We start from the raw sequence: 19,704 nt of genomic DNA, 5'->3' as shown, positions 1-19,704 counted from the left end.
GAATCTCTCCTGCGGCGTATTTAAAAATTCTTTGCGAGCTGTTTGCAGCTGCGTTCACTCTAGCGTGGCGCTGCTTCAGCGCCATCGGAACATGGCTTTGTAAGTCAGTTCCAAGGGGAAACCAATTAAAAATTGGTAACCCTATCTGAAAAGAGGCTGCGCGCGTGAGCGGGCAGCCTCTTTCGGGCGACAGTTGAAAAACCGTCTTATTGCTTGGCGGCAGCCACTTGAGCGGCAACTTCGGCAGCGAAGTCATCAACTGGCTTCTCGATGCCTTCGCCCACTTTGAAGTAGGTGAAGGAAACGATTTCGGCACCGGCTTTCTTGGCCAGCTCGCCAACCTTGACTTCAGGATTCATGACGAAGGCTTGCTCTTTCAGCGAGGCTTCGGCTTTGAACTTGGTGATACGACCGTTGATCATGTTCTCAACGATGTTTTCCGGCTTGCCGGCGATCTTGTCGGCATTCAGCTGCAGGAATACGTTCTTCTCGCGCTCGATGGCCTCGGGGGAGATTTCCGACGCGTCCAGAAACTCTGGGTTCGAAGCTGCAACGTGCATAGCGATGTTCTTGGCCAGGTCGACGTCGCCGCCTTTCAGAACAACCACTGCACCAATCTTGTTGCCGTGCAGGTAAGCGCCTACAACGTCACCTTCAACACGCGCCAGACGACGGATGTTGACGTTTTCGCCACACTTGGCAACCAGGGCTTCACGAGCTGCTTCACGCGAAGCGATCAGCGGAGCCGCGTCGGTCAGCTTCTGAGCGAAGGCTTCTTCGAGGCTTTCGCTGACGAAGTTCTTGAAGTCGTCCTGCAGGGCCAGGAAGTCGGTCTGCGAGTTCACTTCCAGCAGAACAGCGGACTTGCCGTCAGCCTTGACAGCGATAGCGCCTTCAGCGGCAACGTTGCCAGCCTTCTTGGCAGCCTTGATGGCGCCCGAAGCACGCATGTCATCAATGGCTTTTTCGATGTCGCCGCCAGCCTTTTCCAGGGCCTTCTTGCAATCCATCATGCCTTCGCCGGTACGCTCGCGCAGTTCTTTGACCAACGCTGCAGTAATTGCTGCCATTTTCAAATTCCTCTTGGATAGGTTTTCAACCATTCCACCCGATCGAACGGGCGATCAATTCTTCCCGAACCTGTTTGTAGCCGCTGCACGTTACAGATGCTGTAGCTGCGCTGCCGACAGATGGTTTTCGAGGTGGCAAAAAGGGGGCCAAGCCCCCTTTTTGCTTACTGAGTCAACGCCAGGGCGTCAATTACTCAGCTGCAGCCTGAGTTTCTTCAGCTGCGAACTCAACAGTGCCGCCAGCAACATTGTTGCGACCACGGATCACAGCGTCAGCCATCGAACCCATGTACAGCTGGATAGCGCGGATTGCGTCATCGTTGCCCGGGATGATGTAGTCAACGCCTTCCGGGCTGCTGTTGGTATCGACAACGCCGATGACCGGGATGCCCAGCTTGTTGGCTTCGGTGATCGCGATGCGCTCGTGGTCAACGTCGATCACGAACAGTGCGTCTGGCAGACCGCCCATGTCCTTGATGCCGCCCAGGGAGCGATCCAGCTTCTCAAGATCACGGGAGCGCATCAGCGCTTCTTTCTTGGTCAGCTTGGCGAAAGTACCGTCTTCGGCTTGTACTTCAAGGTCACGCAGACGCTTGATGGAAGCACGGATGGTCTTGAAGTTGGTCAGCATGCCGCCCAACCAGCGGTGATCGACGTACGGCGAACCGCAACGTGCTGCTTCTTCAGCAACGATCTTGCCAGCGGAACGCTTGGTGCCGACGAACAGAATCTTGTTTTTGCCCTGGGCCAGACGCTCTACGAAAGTCAGAGCTTCGTTGAACATTGGCAGGGTTTTTTCAAGGTTGATGATGTGAATCTTGTTACGCGCGCCGAAAATGTACTTACCCATTTTCGGATTCCAGTAACGGGTTTGGTGACCGAAGTGCACACCGGCCTTCAGCATATCGCGCATGTTGACTTGGGACATGATAGTTCCTTGATAAGTCGGGTTGGGCCTCCACGTATCCCAATGACCAACCCCTGATCCGAGGATCGAAGGCACCCAGGTCATCGTGTCGACACGTGTGTGGGTTAATGCTCTCGAGGCTATCCCCGGAAAGCGGCGCATTTTATATCACAGGAAGGGCGCAAACGGAACCCGGAATCTGTAATAGCGTCAGGGACATGGGCGCCAGCCCCTTGGAATCGGGACAATGCACCGCATTGTATAGAGAGAAGCGATGCACGCAGGCGCGGATTTGCGCCTTTGGTCTGTTAGAATCGCGTTTTTCGGGGCCGCCAAATCAACAGCCGCGCCCCTGTTCGTATCAGCAAGCGCCGCCGAGCGCAGAGAGAACCTGTATGACCGTCACCCTCAAAACCCCCGAGGACATCGCTGGCATGCGTGTCGCCGGCAAACTGGCCGCCGACGTGCTGGAAATGATTGCCGAACACGTCAAGCCGGGCGTGACCACCGATGAGCTGAACCAGATCTGCCACGATTACATCGTCGACGTACAGAAGGCCATCCCTGCCCCGCTCAACTACAAGGGCTACCCGAAGTCGATCTGCACCTCGATCAACCACGTGGTCTGCCACGGCATCCCGAACGACAAGCCGCTGAAAAACGGCGACACCCTGAACATCGATGTCACTGTGATCAAGGACGGCTACCACGGCGACACCAGCCGCATGTTCCACGTCGGCACCGTGCCGGTCTGGGCCGAGCGCCTGTCCCAGGTTACCCAGGAATGCATGTACAAGGCGATCGAGATCGTCAAACCCGGCTGCCGTCTCGGTGACATCGGCGAGATCATCCAGAAGCACGCTGAAAAGAACGGTTTCTCCGTGGTGCGTGAGTTCTGCGGCCACGGTATCGGCAAGGTGTTCCACGAAGAGCCGCAGATCCTGCACTACGGCCGCGCCGGCACCGGCATGGAACTGAAAGCCGGCATGACCTTCACCATCGAACCGATGATCAACCAGGGCAAGGCCGATACCAAGGTGCTGGGCGACGGCTGGACCGCGATCACCAAGGACCGCAAGCTGTCGGCACAGTGGGAACACACTTTGCTTGTCACTGACACCGGTTACGAAATCTTCACCCTGCGCAGCGACGACACGATACCGCGCGTATCGGCCTGATCCGGAACTGCTCCCAGCCTATAGAAGGAATGCCAATCGATGCCGCAGGTGGATCCCGAACTCTTCGACCGCGGCCAGTTCCAGGCTGAACTGGCCCTGAAAGCGAGCCCTATCGCCGCCTTCAAGAAGGCGATCCGCCAGGCCCGCGAAGTGCTCGATGCACGCTTTCGAAGCGGCCGCGACATCCGGCGACTGATCGAGGATCGCGCCTGGTTCGTCGACAACATCCTGCAAAAGGCCTGGGACCAGTTCAACTGGAGCGAAGACGCCGACATCGCGCTGGTCGCGGTCGGCGGCTACGGTCGCGGTGAGTTGCACCCCTATTCCGATATCGACCTGCTGATCCTGCTGGACAGCGCCGATCACGAAATCTTCCGCGATTCCATCGAGCGTTTTCTCACACTGTTGTGGGACATCGGCCTGGAAGTCGGTCAGAGCGTTCGTTCGGTTGACGAATGCGCCGAAGAGGCCCGTGCCGACCTGACGGTGGTCACCAACCTGATGGAAAGCCGCACCATCTGCGGCCCCGAACGCCTTCGCCAGCGCATGCTGGACGTTACCAGCACCGCTCACATGTGGCCGAGCAAGGAGTTCTTCCTGGCCAAGCGCGCCGAACAGAAGGCCCGCCACCACAAGTACAACGATACCGAATACAACCTGGAACCCAACGTCAAAGGCTCACCCGGCGGACTACGGGATATTCAGACGATTCTGTGGGTCGCCCGGCGCCAGTACGGCACCCTGAACCTGCGCGCTTTGGCAGGCGAGGGCTTCCTGGTCGAGAGTGAAAACGCCCTGCTGGCGTCGTCTCAGGAATTCCTGTGGAAAGTGCGCTACGCCCTGCACATGCTGGCCGGCCGCTCCGAAGATCGCCTGCTGTTCGATCACCAGCGCACCATTGCCGGGTTGCTGGGGTTTGAAGGTGACGACGCCAAGCAGGCCGTCGAAAACTTCATGCAGCAGTATTTCCGCGTCGTGATGAGCATCGCCCAGCTCAGCGACCTGATCATCCAGCACTTCGAGGAAGTCATCCTCGCCCCGGAAGACGAAGCGCCGCCGCAGCCGATCAACTCGCGTTTCCAGCTACACGACGGTTACATCGAGGCACGCAACGACAACGTGTTCCGCCGCACGCCGTTCGCCATGCTCGAGATCTTCGTATTGATGGCCCAGCAGCCGGAAATCAAAGGCGTACGCGCCGACACCATTCGTCTGCTGCGGGAAAACCGTCACCTGATCGACGACAACTTCCGCAACGACATCCGCAATACCAGCCTGTTCATCGAACTGTTCAAGTGCAAGATCGGCATCCACCGCAACCTGCGGCGGATGAACCGCTACGGCATTCTCGGACGCTACCTGCCTGAATTCGGTTTCATTGTCGGGCAGATGCAGCACGACCTGTTCCACATCTATACGGTCGATGCCCACACGCTGAATCTGATCAAACACCTGCGCAAATTGCAGTACTCACAGGTGTCGGAAAAATTCCCGCTGGCCGCCAAGCTCATGGCCAAGCTGCCGAAACCCGAACTGATCTATATGGCGGGCCTGTATCACGACATCGGCAAGGGCCGGCACGGCGACCACTCGGATATCGGCGCAGTGGATGCCGAGGCGTTCTGCCAGCGCCATCAACTGCCGGTGTGGGACAGTCGCCTGATCGTCTGGCTGGTACAGAACCATCTGGTGATGTCGACCACCGCCCAGCGCAAGGACTTGTCCGACCCGCAGGTGATCCATGACTTCGCCCAGATCGTCGGCGACGAAACCCGCCTCGACTACCTGTACGTGCTGACCGTGGCAGACATCAACGCGACCAACCCGACCCTGTGGAACTCCTGGCGCGCAAGCCTGTTGCGCCAGCTCTACACCGAGACCAAGCGCGCCCTGCGCCGCGGCCTGGAAAACCCGGTAGATCGCGAAGAACAGATCCGCCAGACCCAGAGCGCAGCGCTGGACATTCTGGTGCGCGGCGGCACCGACCCGGACGATGTCGAGCAGTTGTGGGCGCAACTGGGCGATGACTATTTCCTGCGTCACACTGCCGGCGACGTGGCCTGGCACAGTGATGCGATTCTCCAGCAGCCGGCCGACGGCGGACCGCTGGTGCTGATCAAGGAAACCACCCAGCGTGAATTCGAGGGCGGTACGCAGATCTTCATTTATGCCCCGGACCAGCATGACTTCTTTGCTGTGACCGTGGCCGCGATGGATCAGCTCAACCTGAACATTCACGACGCCCGGGTCATCACCTCCAGCAGCCAGTTCACCCTCGACACCTACATCGTGCTCGACACCGAAGGCGAATCCATTGGCGACAATCCGACCCGGGTCAAACAGATCCGCGACGGCCTGACCGAAGCCCTGCGCAACCCGGACGACTACCCGACCATCATCCAGCGTCGGGTGCCGCGTCAGCTCAAGCACTTTGCGTTCGCACCACAAGTGACGATCCACAACGACGCCCAGCGTCCGGTGACGGTGCTGGAACTGACCGCACCCGACCGTCCGGGCCTGTTGGCACGGATCGGCGGGATTTTCCTGGAGTTCGATCTGTCGCTGCAGAATGCCAAGATCGCCACCCTGGGCGAGCGGGTGGAAGACGTGTTCTTCATCACCGACGCCCACAATCAGCCGCTGTCCGACCCGCTGCTGTGCAGCCGTTTGCAGGATGCCATCGTCGAGCAGCTCAGCGTCAATCAGGAACCCGATATCAAATTGTCGCGCATCAGCATTTGACTGAGCGCCCGGATTCAACCGCTTTGCACGAGACCCAGCACCGATGAACAACGCTCTGTCCCAGCTCCAGCCCTACCCGTTCGAAAAGCTCCGCGCCCTGCTCGGCAGCGTCACGCCAAACCCGGACAAGCGCCCGATCGCGCTGTCCATCGGCGAGCCGAAACACCGTTCGCCAAGCTTTGTCGCCGAGGCGCTGGCCAACAATCTGGATCAGATGGCGGTGTACCCGACCACCCTCGGCATCCCGGCCCTGCGTGAAGCCATCGCCGCCTGGTGCGAGCGTCGCTTCAACGTGCCAAGCGGCTGGATCGACCCGGCGCGCAACGTTCTGCCGGTCAACGGCACCCGTGAAGCGCTCTTCGCCTTCACCCAAACCGTGGTCAACCGCGGCGACGACGCGCTGGTGGTCAGCCCGAACCCGTTCTATCAGATCTACGAAGGCGCGGCGTTCCTCGCCGGCGCCAAGCCGCACTATCTGCCATGCCTGGACGAGAACGGCTTCAACCCGGACTTCGACGCGGTATCGCCAGACATCTGGAAACGCTGCCAGATCCTGTTCCTGTGTTCGCCAGGCAACCCGACCGGCGCGCTGATTCCGGTCGACATCCTGAAAAAACTGATCGCCCTGGCCGACGAATACGACTTCGTGATCGCCGCCGACGAGTGCTACAGCGAACTGTACTTTGACGAACAGACGCCACCGCCAGGCCTGCTCAGCGCTTGCGCCGAACTGGATCGCAAGGATTTCAAGCGCTGCGTGGTGTTCCATAGCCTGTCCAAGCGCTCGAACCTGCCGGGTCTGCGCTCCGGTTTCGTTGCCGGCGACGCCGATATCCTCAAGGGTTTCCTGCTGTACCGCACCTACCACGGCTGCGCGATGCCGGTTCAGACCCAACTGGCCAGCGTTGCCGCGTGGAATGATGAAGTGCATGTACGCGCCAACCGTGCGCTGTATCGCGAGAAGTTCGATGCCGTACTGGCGATCCTCAGCCCGGTGATGGATGTGCAGCGTCCGGACGGCAGCTTCTACCTGTGGCCAAACGTGCAAGGTGACGACGCGGTGTTCTGCCGTGATCTGTATGCCGAAGAGCACGTGACCGTGGTGCCGGGTTCGTACCTGTCCCGCGATGTCGACGGGGTCAACCCCGGGGCTGGCCGTGTGCGCATGGCGCTGGTCGCGCCGCTGGCGGAATGCGTGGAAGCGGCCGAGCGCATTCGCGATTTCGTCCTGCGCCACAAGTAATGCCTGAACGCTCGTGTCGGGCAATCCGGCACGGGCGCCTCATACATCGGGTTACAGATCCTCCAACTATTTACCCCACTTGCCGGCCGGTCAGACGTTAGTCTTGAGCCGCGCATATCTCTGCGCCTAAAACAAACTCAAGACTTTAACTTCAAGGAAGAAGTAAACATGAACGACCTGCTGGATTGCCAACTTGTTCAATGGCCCGATGATCAAACTGCCTACACGGCAGCCATCAATGAAAACCCCGCCAATGCAGGCGCAAATACTGGCAGCCGACGTAAACGCTCCGTCATTAACTACTCAAAGCTATGGGCCAACGGCCGAACCTTGAAAATAGCTTTCATGGATGCACCTGACGCCGACCACAAGAACAAGATAGTTGCTGCGGCCAACCAATGGTTGCCGTACATCAACCTGAAGTTTGAATTTGTCGAACATTTGAAAGGCGATATCCGGATTGCAACAAAGAACAATAACAACAGCTCGATGCTGGGCACCGATGCACTGTTGATCCACCCCGACCATCCCACCATGAACCTGGGGGTCAAACCGGAGCATGAAGATTTTGAGGTAATCGTGGTCCACGAATTTGGCCACGCATTGGGTGCGATGCACGAACATCAGCACCCCAAGGCCAATATTCCGTGGGATAAGCCAAGGGTTTATGAGTTCTACAAAAATCGCGAAATGAACCCGCTGACCGAGGAGCAGGTCGACAGGAACCTGTTCGCGTCCTTCGACACACTGGACGCGATCTACACCTCCTACGATCGGAAATCGATAATGCACCACCCGGTGGCAAACGCATTGACGGTGGGCAACTGGGAGGTACCGATCAACCGCCGGATCAGTAAAAAAGACAAACGGCTGATGAGATTGCTCTATCCCAAGTAACGTTTTTTCTATTTGACCTGCCCCAGGTTGGCCTCACTCAGGTCGAGCTCACCCAACACTTCACGCAACACGTCATCGCCAATCTGGTGCTGACGGCTGAGGCTGTACAGTTCAAGGCGTTGCGCGCGCAGGGCCTTGAGGCGCAAACGGCGTTCAAGCAGATCCATCTGGAACGCCAGCGCCTGGGCTTCGGCCGAATCGTTGAACACCTCAAGCTGATGACGGTATTCAGACATGATCCGCGCCTTGAGCTCCGCCGACAGTGCCGCTTGCGCAGCATCCTGCGGGTTGACCTCCTCGACTTCCAATGCATGGATCGCCGCTTCGGCGGTCTTGCGCCAGGCATCGCGGACTTCCTGTCGGCGCTTGTCGTCGGGGCTTTTCTGGATTCCACGCAGCAGCAACGGCAGGGCGATGCAGGCTGCGACCAGCGACATCAGGATCACCCCGGCGGCGATGAAGATCAGCAAGTCACGCTCGGGAAAGGCCTCGCTGCCCATCAGCATCGGCACCGACATCACTCCCGCCAACGTCACCGCACCGCGCACCCCACCGACGGTCAGCAGCCAGCACGAACGGGCAGTCGGCACTTGTGTCAATTCACCCTTGCCACGCAAGCGGCGCAGCAGCACCGACAGACGCCAGATGCTTTGTACCCAGATGAAACGCAACAGCACCAGCGCCAGGAAAATCGCCACCACGTCGAGGCAGCGGTAGAACAGCGTCGGCCACAATGACGTTTCGTGACTGACCACAGCCTTGATGATGTCCGGCAGTTGCAGGCCGAGCAGCAGGAAGATCAAACCGTTGAAAGCAAACTCCAGCAACGACCAGACGCTGCGGTTGAGCAAACGGGTGCTGGTCTGGCGCGGCAGCAGGTCGAGCCAGCTCTGCATCATCCCCGCTGCCACCGCCGAGAGAATGCCCGACGCGCCGAGCCGCTCAGCCAGCACGTAAGCGGCAAACGGCAGCAGCAACATGAACACCACATGGGTCGCCGGATCGTCCCAGCCCCGGGCGATCATCCACGCCCGCAGCCGCCCCACCAGCCAACTGAGTGCAACACCGACCGCCAGCCCGCCGACCGCGACCAGCACGAACGTCAGACTGGCGTTGGCCAAAGAAAACGCACCGGTGACCGCCGCTACCAGCGCGAATTTGAACGTCACCAGACCCGAGGCATCGTTCATCAACGCCTCGCCTTGCAGCATGTGCATCAGCGGCGTGGGCAAGCGGTTCTGCGAAATCGCCGAGACCGCCACGGCGTCGGTCGGGGACAGCACCGCCGCCAGCGCGAAGGCCACCGGCAATGGAATCGTCGGCAGCAACCAGTGAATGAAGTAACCGGCCCCGACCACGGTAAACAGCACCAGGCCGACCGCCAGCGTGAGTACCGGCCCGCGCAAGCGCCACAGTTCACGCTTGGGCATGCGCCAGCCATCGGAAAACAGCAGCGGCGGCAAGAACAGAAACAGGAACAGTTCAGGATCAAGGGCCACGTGCAGACCGAGGGTCGGCCAGGCCAGCAAGGCACCGGCGGCGATCTGTACCAGTGGCAGCGGCAGCGGAATCACCCGTCCAACCAGGCGCGAAACACTGACCAGCATCAGCAGGATCAGGACGGTATAAGCGGTTTGCATAAAGCGGAAATCCCGGACAATCGACAGCGTTGAACTGCCATATTAGCCGCTTAGGCTGTGACTGACCGTTGCACCTATGTCGCAGGCGCCCACAGCAGAAGCAACCTCGGCGCCGCGAAACCGTCTTGTCATGGCATAATCCGACACCATTTTTCTCCAGCACCTGTAAAGGGGGCGATTCCTTGACCGTTTCAAGCAAAACGTTGCACCTTTTCGGCATCAAAGCCTGCGACACCATGAAGAAGGCGCGCACCTGGCTCGATGAACACGCTGTCAGCTACGACTTCCACGACTACAAAACCGCCGGCATCGACCGTGAACACCTGACCCAATGGTGTGACGAACACGGCTGGCAAACGGTGTTGAACCGCGCAGGCACGACCTTTCGCAAGCTCGACGACGAACGCAAAGCCGATCTCGACCAGTCGAAAGCCATCGAACTGATGCTCGCTCAACCCTCGATGATCAAGCGCCCGGTGCTCGATCTCGGTGACCGAACCCTGATTGGCTTCAAGCCAGATATCTACGCGGCCGCCCTCAAGTAAGCAGCCCGTCACTTTTTGTAGAGGTATTCACATGTCCAACTCTCTGTTCAGTATCGCCTTCGGCGTCGGCACCCAGAACCGCCAAGGCGAATGGCTGGAAGTGTTTTACGCCCAGCCGCTGCTCAATCCTTCGGCTGAGCTGGTCGCCGCTGTTGCACCGATCCTCGGCTACACCGAAGGCAATCAGGCCATCACCTTCACCACAGCCCAGGCTGCGCAACTGGCAGAAGCCGTGAAAGGCATCGACGCGGTACAAGGCAAGCTGCTGACCCGCCTGGCCGAAAGCCACAAGCCGCTGGTCGCCACCCTGCTGGCCGAAGACGCGCAACTGACCTCCACGCCAGAGGCTTACCTGAAGCTCCACCTGCTGTCCCATCGTCTGGTCAAGCCGCACGGTGTAAGCCTGGCCGGGATCTTCCCGCTGTTGCCAAACGTTGCCTGGACCAGCCAGGGCGCGATCGACCTGAGCGAACTGGCCGAGCTGCAACTCGAAGCCCGTCTGCGCGGCGAGCTGCTGGAAGTGTTCTCTGTGGACAAGTTCCCGAAAATGACCGACTACGTGGTTCCGGCCGGCGTGCGTATCGCTGACGCTGCACGTCTGCGTCTGGGCGCCTATGTGGGCGAAGGCACCACCGTGATGCACGAAGGCTTCATCAACTTCAACGCCGGCACCGAAGGCCCGGGCATGATCGAAGGTCGCGTCTCCGCTGGCGTGTTCGTCGGCAAGGGTTCGGACCTGGGCGGCGGCTGTTCGACCATGGGCACCCTGTCGGGCGGCGGCAACATCGTGATCAAGGTCGGCGAAGGCTGCCTGATCGGCGCCAACGCCGGTATCGGTATTCCGTTGGGCGACCGCAACACCGTCGAGTCGGGCCTGTACGTGACCGCCGGCACCAAGGTGGCGCTGCTGGACGAGCACAACAACCTGGTCAAAGTGGTCAAGGCCCGTGAACTGGCCGGTCAGACCGACCTGCTGTTCCGTCGCAATTCGGAAACCGGCGCTGTGGAATGCAAAACCCACAAATCGGCGATCGAACTGAACGAAGCGCTGCACGCTCACAACTAAGCGCCGCGTCATCCTTCTGTGGGAGCGAGTCTGCTCGCTTCCACAAAGTTTGGCGTACACCCGCCCAAGTTCACCAGGGCTCGAAAGCATGATGATTCCCTCCCCCTGGCGCGCCGATTTTCCAGCCATCGCCGCCCTGCAACGGCAAGACCAGACTTACCTGGACAACGCCGCCACCACGCAAAAGCCCCAGGCCCTGCTCGACGCGCTGGCGCATTACTACGCCAATGGCGCGGCCAACGTGCACCGTGCGCAGCATCTGCCCGGCGCTCACGCTACACAGGCGTTCGAGGACAGTCGCCTGAAGGTTACCCAGTGGCTGAATGCCGGTGACAGCGGGCAGATCATCTTCACCCACGGCGCCACCAGTGCGCTGAATCTCCTGGCCTACGGCCTGGAACATCTTTTCCATCCGGGCGATGAAATTGTCATCAGCGCCCTGGAGCATCACGCCAATCTGCTGCCGTGGCAGCAACTGGCACAACGTCGCGACCTGCAACTGGTGATCCTGCCGCTGGACGATGACGGGGTGATCGACCTCGCCGCCGCGGTTCACCTGATCAGCCCGCGTACACGGTTGCTGGCGGTCAGTCAGTTGTCCAACGTGCTCGGTGCCTGGCAGCCCTTGCCGGCCCTGCTGGCGATGGCCAAGGCGCAGAACGCGCTGACCGTGGTCGATGGCGCTCAAGGCGTGGTTCACGGCCGGCATGACGTACAGGCACTGGGTTGTGACTTTTATGTGTTTTCCAGCCACAAGCTGTACGGCCCCGATGGCCTCGGCGTGCTGTTCGGGCGCAACGAAGCGCTCGAGCGACTGCGCCCATGGCAGTTCGGTGGCGAGATGGTGCTGGAGGCCAATTACCACGACGCACGTTTCCGCCCGGCACCACTGGGTTTCGAAGCCGGAACGCCGCCGATTGCCAGCGTGATCGGCCTCGGTGCGACGCTCGACTACCTCGCGGGTCTGGATCTGGGTGCCGTGTCCGCCCACGAAGCCGCATTGCACGATTATCTGTTGCGTGGCCTCGCCGCCCGCAACGGCATTCGTCTGTTGGGCAAGCCGCAACTGGCGCTGGCCAGTTTTGTCGTCGAAGGGGTGCACAACGCCGATCTGGCGCACTTGCTGACCGAACAGGGCATCGCCGTACGCGCCGGGCACCACTGCGCGATGCCGCTACTCAAACGCTTTGAACTGGCCGGGGCGATCCGTGTGTCGCTGGCGCTGTACAACGATTCCGAAGACCTGGAGCGGTTCTTTGAAGCGCTGGATCAGGCGCTGGAGTTATTGCGATGAGCCTGCCGGTCGAGGCCGCCGAAGCGCTGCAACCCTTTCAGAACGCCGCCGGTTGGGAACAACGGGCGCGGCTGTTGATGCAGTTCGGGGATCGTATGCCGCCTTTAAGCGATGCGGACAAGTGCGAAGCCAACCGGGTGCATGGCTGTGAAAGTCAGGTGTGGCTGGTCGGCGAGTTGCGCGATGGCCACTGGCAGTTCGCAGCGAGCAGCGATGCGCGGATGATTCGCGGATTGGTGGCGTTGTTGCTGTTGCGGGTCAACGGCTTGAATGCTGAAGAATTGCAGCAGGTGGATCTGCCGGACTGGTTCAATCAACTGGGGTTGTCGCGACAGCTGTCGCCATCGCGCAGCAATGGCCTGAATGCCGTGTTGCAACGGATGAACGAGCTGGCGCAGTAAAAGGGCTGCTGCGCAGCCCTCTGCTTCAGGCCTGAGGCTTGACCCGATCCGCCGGCCGCCGGACGCCCGCGACAATCTTGTCCACCGCCTTGGTCGCCGCGACCATACCGAACGTCGCCGTCACCATCATCACCGCGCCAAACCCGCCGGCGCAGTCCAGCTTCACGCCGTCGCCGACAAAACTCTTCTGCAGGCAAATGCTGCCGTCCGGTTTCGGATAGCGCAGTTGTTCGGTGGAGAACACGCACGGCACGCTGTAATGGCGGGTCACGGTGCGCGAGAAGCCGTAGTCGCGACGCAACGTAGAACGCACTTTCGAAGCCAGTGGATCGTTGAAGGTGCGGTTGAGGTCGCAGACCTGAATCAGCGTCGGATCGATTTGCCCGCCGGCACCGCCGGTGGTGATGATCTGGATCTTGCGGCGCTTGCACCAGGCAATCAGCGCCGCCTTGGCGTTGACCGCGTCGATGCAGTCGATCACGCAGTCGATGTTCGGCGTGATGTATTCGGCCATAGTGTCGCGGGTGACGAAGTCCGCCACAGCGTGCACCTTGCAGTCCGGGTTGATCCCACGCAGACGCTCGGCCATCACCTCGACCTTGGGTTTGCCGACCGTGCTGTCCAGCGCGTGCAACTGACGGTTGGCGTTGCTGACGCAGACGTCGTCGAGGTCGAACAGGGAAATCTCGCCCACCCCGCAACGGGCCATGGCTTCCGCCGCCCAGGAACCGACGCCGCCAACGCCGACAATCGCCACGTGGGCGGCGCGCAAACGCTCCATCCCTTCAATGCCATACAAACGGGCGATGCCTGCAAACCGCGGATCTTCTGTACTCATGACCATTACCCCAAAAACCGGCGCGCATTATAGGGCCGTCGGCGGCCAAGAGCACCTTTGCGCTATGAACGGCGAACCTGCCTGCTTTAATTAAAGCTGCACGTAACAAAGATTTGCCTTACATGCTGAAACGAAAGAACTTAAGTCGGGTTGGATTGCCCAACGTCCGGCATTTCCCTGTCTGTTGTAGGACTCGGCGAACTGCCGGTGTAGGATGCGCGCCCTCAGGCGTCAACCAGCCGACCCTTCGTTCCACAGACCTTGGAACCCGACACAGCTATGTCATCGCGTAAATTTGGACTCAACCTGGTGGTGGTTCTGGCAATCGCCGCCCTGTTCACCGGTTTCTGGGCGCTGATCAACCGCCCCGTCTCCGCGCCGAACTGGCCGGAGCAGATCTCCGGTTTCTCCTATTCACCGTTCCAGCAAGGACAGTTCCCGCAGAAGGATCAGTATCCGACTGACGACGAAATGCGCCGCGACCTTGAGATCATGAGCAAGCTGACGGACAACATCCGCATCTACTCGGTCGACGGTTCCCTGCAAGACATCCCGAAACTGGCTGAAGAGTTCGGCCTGCGCGTGACCCTGGGGATCTGGATCAGCCCCGACCAGGAACGCAACGAACGGGAAATTACCCGCGCCATCGAACTGGCCAACACCTCACGCAGCGTGGTTCGTGTGGTGGTCGGTAACGAAGCGATCTTCCGCAAGGAAATCACCGCCAAAGAACTCAGCGTGCTGCTCGACCGCGTGCGTGCTGCGGTGAAAGTGCCGGTGACCACCTCCGAACAGTGGCACGTCTGGGAAGAACACCCGGAACTGGCCAAGCACGTCGACCTGATCGCCGCGCACGTTCTGCCTTACTGGGAATTCATTCCGGTGGACAAGGCCGGGCAGTTCGTTTTCGACCGCGCCCGCGACCTGAAAAAGATGTTCCCGAAAAAGCCGCTGCTGCTGTCCGAAGTGGGCTGGCCGAGCAACGGCCGCATGCGCGGTGGCGCCGATGCGTCGCCGGCGGATCAGGCGATCTACCTGCGCACGCTGGTCAACAAACTCAATCGCCAGGGCTTCAACTACTTCGTGATCGAAGCGTTTGACCAGCCGTGGAAAGCCAGCGACGAAGGTTCGGTCGGCGCCTACTGGGGCGTGTTCAATGCCGCGCGCCAGCAGAAATTCAACTTCGAAGGCCCGGTGGTGGCGATCCCGCAATGGCGCGTGCTGGCCATCGGTTCGGTGGTGCTGGCACTCTTGTCACTGACCCTGCTGATGATCGACGGCTCGGCCCTGCGCCAGCGTGGCCGTACCTTCCTGACCTTTATCGCGTTCCTGTGCGGTTCGGTGCTGGTGTGGATCGGCTACGACTACAGCCAGCAATACAGCACGTGGTTCAGCCTGACCGTGGGCTTCCTGCTGGCACTCGGTGCGCTCGGGGTGTTCATCGTGTTGCTGACCGAGGCCCACGAACTGGCGGAGGCGGTGTGGATTCACAAGCGTCGCCGTGAATTCCTGCCGGTGGTCGGCGATTCGGACTACCGCCCGAAAGTCTCGATCCACGTACCGTGCTACAACGAGCCGCCGGAGATGGTCAAACAGACCCTCAACGCCCTGGCCAACCTCGATTACCCGGACTTCGAAGTACTGATCATCGACAACAACACCAAGGACCCGGCGGTCTGGGAACCGGTGCGCGACTACTGCGAAACCCTCGGCCCGCGCTTCAAGTTCTTCCATGTTTCGCCCTTGGCCGGCTTCAAGGGCGGTGCACTGAACTACCTGATCCCGCACACCGCCAAGGACGCCGAAGTCATCGCGGTGATCGACTCCGACTACTGCGTGCACCCGAACTGGCTCAAGCACATGGTGCCGCACTTCGCCGACCCGAAAATCGCCGTGGTGCAGTCGCCGCAGGACTACCGCGACCAGAACGAAAGCACCTTCAAGAAGCTCTGCTACGCCGAATACAAAGGTTTCTTCCACATTGGCATGGTCACCCGCAACGACCGCGACGCGATCATCCAGCACGGCACCATGACCATGACCCGTCGCTCGGTTCTGGAAGAACTGGGCTGGGCCGACTGGTGCATCTGTGAAGACGCCGAACTCGGTCTGCGGGTGTTCGAGAAAGGCCTGTCGGCGGCGTATTACCACGACAGTTACGGCAAGGGTCTGATGCCGGACACCTTCATCGACTTCAAGAAGCAGCGTTTCCGCTGGGCCTACGGTGCGATCCAGATCATCAAGCGCCACACCCGCAGTCTGTTGCGCGGCAAGGACACCGAGCTCACCCGCGGCCAGCGTTACCACTTCCTCGCGGGCTGGCTGCCGTGGGTGGCAGACGGCATGAACATTTTCTTCACCGTCGGCGCACTGTTGTGGTCGGCGGCGATGATCATCGTGCCGCAGCGGGTCGATCCGCCGCTGCTGATCTTCGCGATCCCGCCGCTGGCGCTGTTCGTGTTCAAGGTCGGCAAGATCATCTTCCTGTACCGTCGCGCCGTGGGCGTGAACCTCAAGGATGCGTTCTGCGCGGCACTGGCCGGCCTGGCGTTGTCGCACACCATCGCCAAAGCGGTGCTGTATGGCTTCTTCACCAGCAGCATTCCATTCTTCCGTACCCCGAAAAACGCCGACAACCATGGCTTCTGGGTGGCGATTTCCGAGGCCCGGGAAGAGCTGTTCATCATGCTGCTGTTGTGGGGCGCGGCGCTGGGGATTTTCCTGGTGCAGGGGATTCCGAGCAACGACATGCGCTTCTGGGTGGCGATGCTGCTGGTGCAGTCGCTGCCGTACGTGGCGGCGCTGATCATGGCGTTCCTGTCGTCGCTGCCAAAACCTTCGGCGGCGCCTGAGCCGGCACCTGTCGTCTAATTCCTCGACGAAGCACTAAACGGCGGCCAATGGTCGCCGTTTTGCTTTAAGATAACCGCCATTTTGCGGGGCTTGGCGTGATATCCAACCCTGTGGGAGCGAGCTGGCTCGCGATGGCAATGTAACAATCAGCCTTTATGTTGACTGACACACCGCCATCGCCAGCAGGCTGGCTCCCCATTGGCCCTTGCCCAATTTCAAGCATCCGGAGTTTTCCATGACGGCCCACGCCGACCTTTCGCCGACCCTCCAACTCGCCATCGACCTGATCCGCCGTCCGTCCGTGACGCCGGTCGACGCCGATTGCCAGAAGCAGATGATGCAGCGCCTGGGCGATGCCGGTTTCCAGCTGGAACCGATGCGCATCGAAGATGTGGATAACTTCTGGGCGACTCACGGCAAAAGCGACGGCCCGGTGCTGTGCTTCGCCGGTCACACCGACGTGGTGCCGACCGGTCCGGTGACCGCCTGGCAGATCGACCCGTTCAACGCAGTGATCGACGAACACGGCATGCTCTGCGGCCGTGGCGCGGCGGACATGAAAGGTAGCCTGGCCTCGATGACCGTAGCGGCCGAGCGTTTTGTCGCCGACTACCCGGATCACAAGGGCAAGGTCGCGTTCCTGATCACCAGCGACGAAGAAGGCCCGGCCCATCACGGCACCAAGGCAGTCGTCGAGCGTCTGGCAGCCCGCAATGAGCGTCTGGACTGGTGCATCGTGGGCGAACCGTCGAGCACCACGCTGGTGGGCGACGTAGTGAAGAACGGTCGTCGCGGCTCCCTCGGCGCCAAACTGACCGTGCGCGGTGTGCAGGGCCATGTGGCCTATCCGCACCTGGCGAAGAACCCGATCCACCTCGCTGCCCCGGCCCTGGCCGAACTGGCCGCCGAGCACTGGGATCACGGCAACGATTTCTTCCCGCCGACCAGTTTCCAGATTTCCAACGTCAACTCCGGAACCGGCGCGACCAACGTGATTCCGGGCGATCTGGTAGCGGTGTTCAACTTCCGTTTCTCCACCGAATCGACGGTCGAAGGCCTGCAGAAACGCGTCGCCGACATCCTCGACAAGCACGGCCTGGACTGGCACATCGACTGGGCACTGTCCGGTCTGCCGTTCCTCACCGAGCCGGGCGCACTGCTCGACGCGGTCTCGTCGAGCATCAAGCAGATCACCGGTCGCGAGACCAAGGCGTCCACCAGCGGCGGCACCTCCGATGGCCGTTTCATCGCGACCATGGGCACCCAGGTTGTTGAGCTGGGCCCGGTCAACGCGACCATCCACCAGGTCAACGAACGCGTACTGGCGGCTGACCTCGACGTGCTGACCGAGATCTACTACCAGACCCTGATCAAGTTGCTCGCCTGATGCTCGCGTGCCCGATCTGCAGTGAACCGCTGAACGCGGTGGACAACGGCGTGGTCTGCCCTGCCGGCCACCGCTTCGACCGTGCGCGTCAGGGTTACCTGAACCTGCTGCCGGTGCAGCACAAGAACAGCCGCGATCCTGGCGACAATCAGGCGATGGTCGAGGCCCGCCGCGACTTCCTCAACGCCGGCCATTACGCGCCGGTAGCCAAGCGTCTGGCGGAACTGGCGGCCAGTTATGCGCCAGCCCGTTGGGTCGATATCGGTTGCGGCGAGGGTTACTACACCGCGCAGATCGCCGAGGCCTTGCCGGACGCCGATGGCTACGCGCTGGACATCTCGAAGGAAGCGGTCAAACGCGCCTGCAAACGCAATCCGGCGCTGACCTGGTTGATCGCCAGCATGGCCCGGGTGCCACTGGCCTCCGGCAGCTGCCAGTTTCTGGCCAGTGTCTTCAGTCCGCTGGACTGGGAAGAAGCCAAGCGCCTGCTCAGCGTTGGCGGCGGTCTGATGAAAGTCGGCCCGACCAGCGGCCATCTGATGGAGCTGCGCGAACGCCTGTACGACGAAGTGCGCGAATACACCGACGACAAGCATCTGGCCCTGGTGCCGGAAGGCATGGCGCTGGCGCACAGTGAAACCCTGGAGTTCAAGCTGACGCTGGACAAGCCCGAGGATCGCGCCAACCTGCTGGCGATGACACCCCACGGCTGGCGCGCCAGTGCCGAGCGCCGTGCGGCGGTGATCGAACAGGCCGAGCCGTTCGTGACCACCGTGTCGATGCGCTACGATTATTTCGTTCTTCAATAACTTTTGGACTCGGGCAAGCAGCCCGGGGCCGGCTAAATCCGCGAATGGATTTTTCAGACCCGCAGTGAGGATATCCATGCGCCAACCGGACATCGAGATTTACCTGAAAGACGCCGACGTCGACCACAAGGCCATTTCCGCCTGGCTGGGCGCCGCCCTCGGCCCGTGCAGCGACTGGGTACAGAAAGGTCAGACCTACAAATGCAAGGCCGGCAACATCCCGGTCACCTGGCTGCCGAAAGCTGTGGGCAAGTGGAACAGCCTGTACCTGGAAAGCGACCAGACACCATGGGACGACGACATTGCCTGCGCCCGCGCCGCGTTCGCCGCGCTGAACGTCGAAGTGCGCTGCGCGCCGGGGACGTGGGTCGAGGAAGAAGGTGAGGAAACGGCGGACCGCTGGATCCGGATCAGCGAAGACGGTGAAGAAGAAATCACCTGGAAAACGGCCTGACGCTGAACACTCCCGCGCTCTGTGCCCCACGGTGGACGCAGAACGCGGGAACGATCATTACAGGCCTACAACATCCTCGGCCTGCAACCCCTTCTGCCCTTCCACCACCGCGTATTCAACCTGCTGACCTTCGGTCAGCGAACGGTGGCCTTCACCGCGGATCGCGCGGTAGTGCACGAATACGTCCACCCCGTCTTCGCGCTGAATGAAGCCGTAGCCCTTGGCGTCGTTGAACCACTTCACGTTGCCGGTTTCACGTGTTGCCATCTGTTCATACTCCTTTTTTATTATTGAACAGGCTTTTCGCAGGAAAGCCTTTGCGGAACGTCAGCCTGCGTCCGACGTCCATAAAAGGGCCCCGGCGACAGAGCGCCGAGTAT

At 60.7% G+C, this 19,704-nt stretch carries 17 protein-coding genes; 12 read left to right on the top strand and 5 right to left on the bottom strand.

Going from position 1 to position 19,704, the window contains the following annotated elements; translation table 11 throughout:
• Positions 1–206 precede the first annotated feature (206 nt).
• Together tsf and rpsB are read right to left on the bottom strand one after the other, a co-directional pair.
• The gene (gene tsf, locus CAF87_RS08915) at positions 207–1,070 is read right to left on the bottom strand and encodes a translation elongation factor Ts (RefSeq protein ID WP_085729806.1); all 864 of its coding nucleotides are present in this window, start codon (positions 1,068–1,070) and stop codon (positions 207–209) included.
• A 190-nt stretch (positions 1,071–1,260) separates the two neighbouring features.
• Positions 1,261–1,998: a 30S ribosomal protein S2 gene (rpsB, locus tag CAF87_RS08910; protein WP_003222119.1), complete on the bottom strand. Its 738-nt coding sequence runs from the start codon at positions 1,996–1,998 to the stop codon at positions 1,261–1,263.
• Positions 1,999–2,372: 374 nt separating this feature from the next.
• Between rpsB and map the strand changes: the two genes are divergently transcribed.
• The 4 genes from map to CAF87_RS08890 all read left to right on the top strand — a co-directional run bounded on the left by map (position 2,373) and on the right by CAF87_RS08890 (position 8,037).
• Positions 2,373–3,155 (top strand): type I methionyl aminopeptidase, encoded by a 783-nt coding sequence (map, locus tag CAF87_RS08905; RefSeq protein ID WP_085729805.1) that lies wholly within the window; start codon positions 2,373–2,375, stop codon positions 3,153–3,155.
• 39 nt (positions 3,156–3,194) lie between these two features.
• On the top strand, positions 3,195–5,897 hold the full coding sequence (locus CAF87_RS08900; RefSeq protein WP_085729804.1) for a [protein-PII] uridylyltransferase: 2,703 nt from the start codon (positions 3,195–3,197) through the stop codon (positions 5,895–5,897).
• A gap of 43 nt (positions 5,898–5,940) precedes the next feature.
• Positions 5,941–7,140: a succinyldiaminopimelate transaminase gene (gene dapC, locus CAF87_RS08895; protein WP_085729803.1), complete on the top strand. Its 1,200-nt coding sequence runs from the start codon at positions 5,941–5,943 to the stop codon at positions 7,138–7,140.
• A gap of 168 nt (positions 7,141–7,308) precedes the next feature.
• Entirely contained in the window at positions 7,309–8,037 is a 729-nt protein-coding gene (locus CAF87_RS08890; RefSeq protein WP_085729802.1) for a M12 family metallopeptidase, read from the top strand.
• Positions 8,038–8,045: 8 nt separating this feature from the next.
• On the opposite strand, the gene CAF87_RS08885 is transcribed toward CAF87_RS08890, so the two are convergent.
• Positions 8,046–9,677: a Na+/H+ antiporter gene (locus tag CAF87_RS08885; protein WP_085729801.1), complete on the bottom strand. Its 1,632-nt coding sequence runs from the start codon at positions 9,675–9,677 to the stop codon at positions 8,046–8,048.
• A 182-nt stretch (positions 9,678–9,859) separates the two neighbouring features.
• Between CAF87_RS08885 and CAF87_RS08880 the strand changes: the two genes are divergently transcribed.
• The 4 genes from CAF87_RS08880 (at position 9,860) to CAF87_RS08865 (ending at position 12,983) form a co-directional block, all read left to right on the top strand.
• Entirely contained in the window at positions 9,860–10,222 is a 363-nt protein-coding gene (locus CAF87_RS08880; protein ID WP_003222107.1) for an ArsC family reductase, read from the top strand.
• Between the two features lie 31 nt (positions 10,223–10,253).
• Positions 10,254–11,288, top strand: a complete 1,035-nt coding sequence (gene dapD, locus CAF87_RS08875; protein WP_085729800.1) for a 2,3,4,5-tetrahydropyridine-2,6-dicarboxylate N-succinyltransferase — start codon at positions 10,254–10,256, stop codon at positions 11,286–11,288.
• Positions 11,289–11,376: 88 nt separating this feature from the next.
• Entirely contained in the window at positions 11,377–12,582 is a 1,206-nt protein-coding gene (locus CAF87_RS08870; RefSeq protein ID WP_085729799.1) for an aminotransferase class V-fold PLP-dependent enzyme, read from the top strand.
• Positions 12,579–12,983 (top strand): SufE family protein, encoded by a 405-nt coding sequence (locus tag CAF87_RS08865; protein ID WP_085729798.1) that lies wholly within the window; start codon positions 12,579–12,581, stop codon positions 12,981–12,983. Before CAF87_RS08870 ends, CAF87_RS08865 begins: the two co-directional genes overlap by 4 nt.
• Positions 12,984–13,008: 25 nt before the next feature.
• Here the strand turns inward: CAF87_RS08865 and tcdA are convergent, their stop codons facing one another.
• Positions 13,009–13,827, bottom strand: a complete 819-nt coding sequence (tcdA, locus tag CAF87_RS08860; protein ID WP_085702578.1) for a tRNA cyclic N6-threonylcarbamoyladenosine(37) synthase TcdA — start codon at positions 13,825–13,827, stop codon at positions 13,009–13,011.
• 273 nt (positions 13,828–14,100) lie between these two features.
• Here tcdA and CAF87_RS08855 point away from each other — a divergent pair, with 273 nt between their 5' ends.
• From CAF87_RS08855 to CAF87_RS08840, 4 genes are all read left to right on the top strand, one after another.
• Positions 14,101–16,692, top strand: a complete 2,592-nt coding sequence (locus CAF87_RS08855) for a glycosyltransferase (RefSeq protein ID WP_085729797.1) — start codon at positions 14,101–14,103, stop codon at positions 16,690–16,692.
• 217 nt (positions 16,693–16,909) lie between these two features.
• Positions 16,910–18,061, top strand: a complete 1,152-nt coding sequence (gene dapE / locus CAF87_RS08850; RefSeq protein ID WP_085729796.1) for a succinyl-diaminopimelate desuccinylase — start codon at positions 16,910–16,912, stop codon at positions 18,059–18,061.
• A complete protein-coding gene (locus CAF87_RS08845; protein WP_064593749.1) occupies positions 18,061–18,870 on the top strand; it encodes a putative RNA methyltransferase in 810 nt (269 codons plus the stop codon). Before dapE ends, CAF87_RS08845 begins: the two co-directional genes overlap by 1 nt.
• Positions 18,871–18,946: 76 nt before the next feature.
• Positions 18,947–19,324 (top strand): hypothetical protein, encoded by a 378-nt coding sequence (locus CAF87_RS08840; protein ID WP_085729795.1) that lies wholly within the window; start codon positions 18,947–18,949, stop codon positions 19,322–19,324.
• A 57-nt stretch (positions 19,325–19,381) separates the two neighbouring features.
• On the opposite strand, the gene CAF87_RS08835 is transcribed toward CAF87_RS08840, so the two are convergent.
• Positions 19,382–19,591: a cold shock domain-containing protein gene (locus tag CAF87_RS08835; RefSeq protein WP_007954750.1), complete on the bottom strand. Its 210-nt coding sequence runs from the start codon at positions 19,589–19,591 to the stop codon at positions 19,382–19,384.
• Positions 19,592–19,704 lie beyond the last annotated feature (113 nt).

This window comes from Pseudomonas sp. R38(2017) (genome assembly GCF_002112395.1).
Taxonomy (GTDB): Bacteria; Pseudomonadota; Gammaproteobacteria; order Pseudomonadales; family Pseudomonadaceae; genus Aquipseudomonas.
The sequence above is the reverse complement of the archived record's forward strand: the minus strand, read 5'-3'. Positions and strand labels throughout refer to the sequence as shown.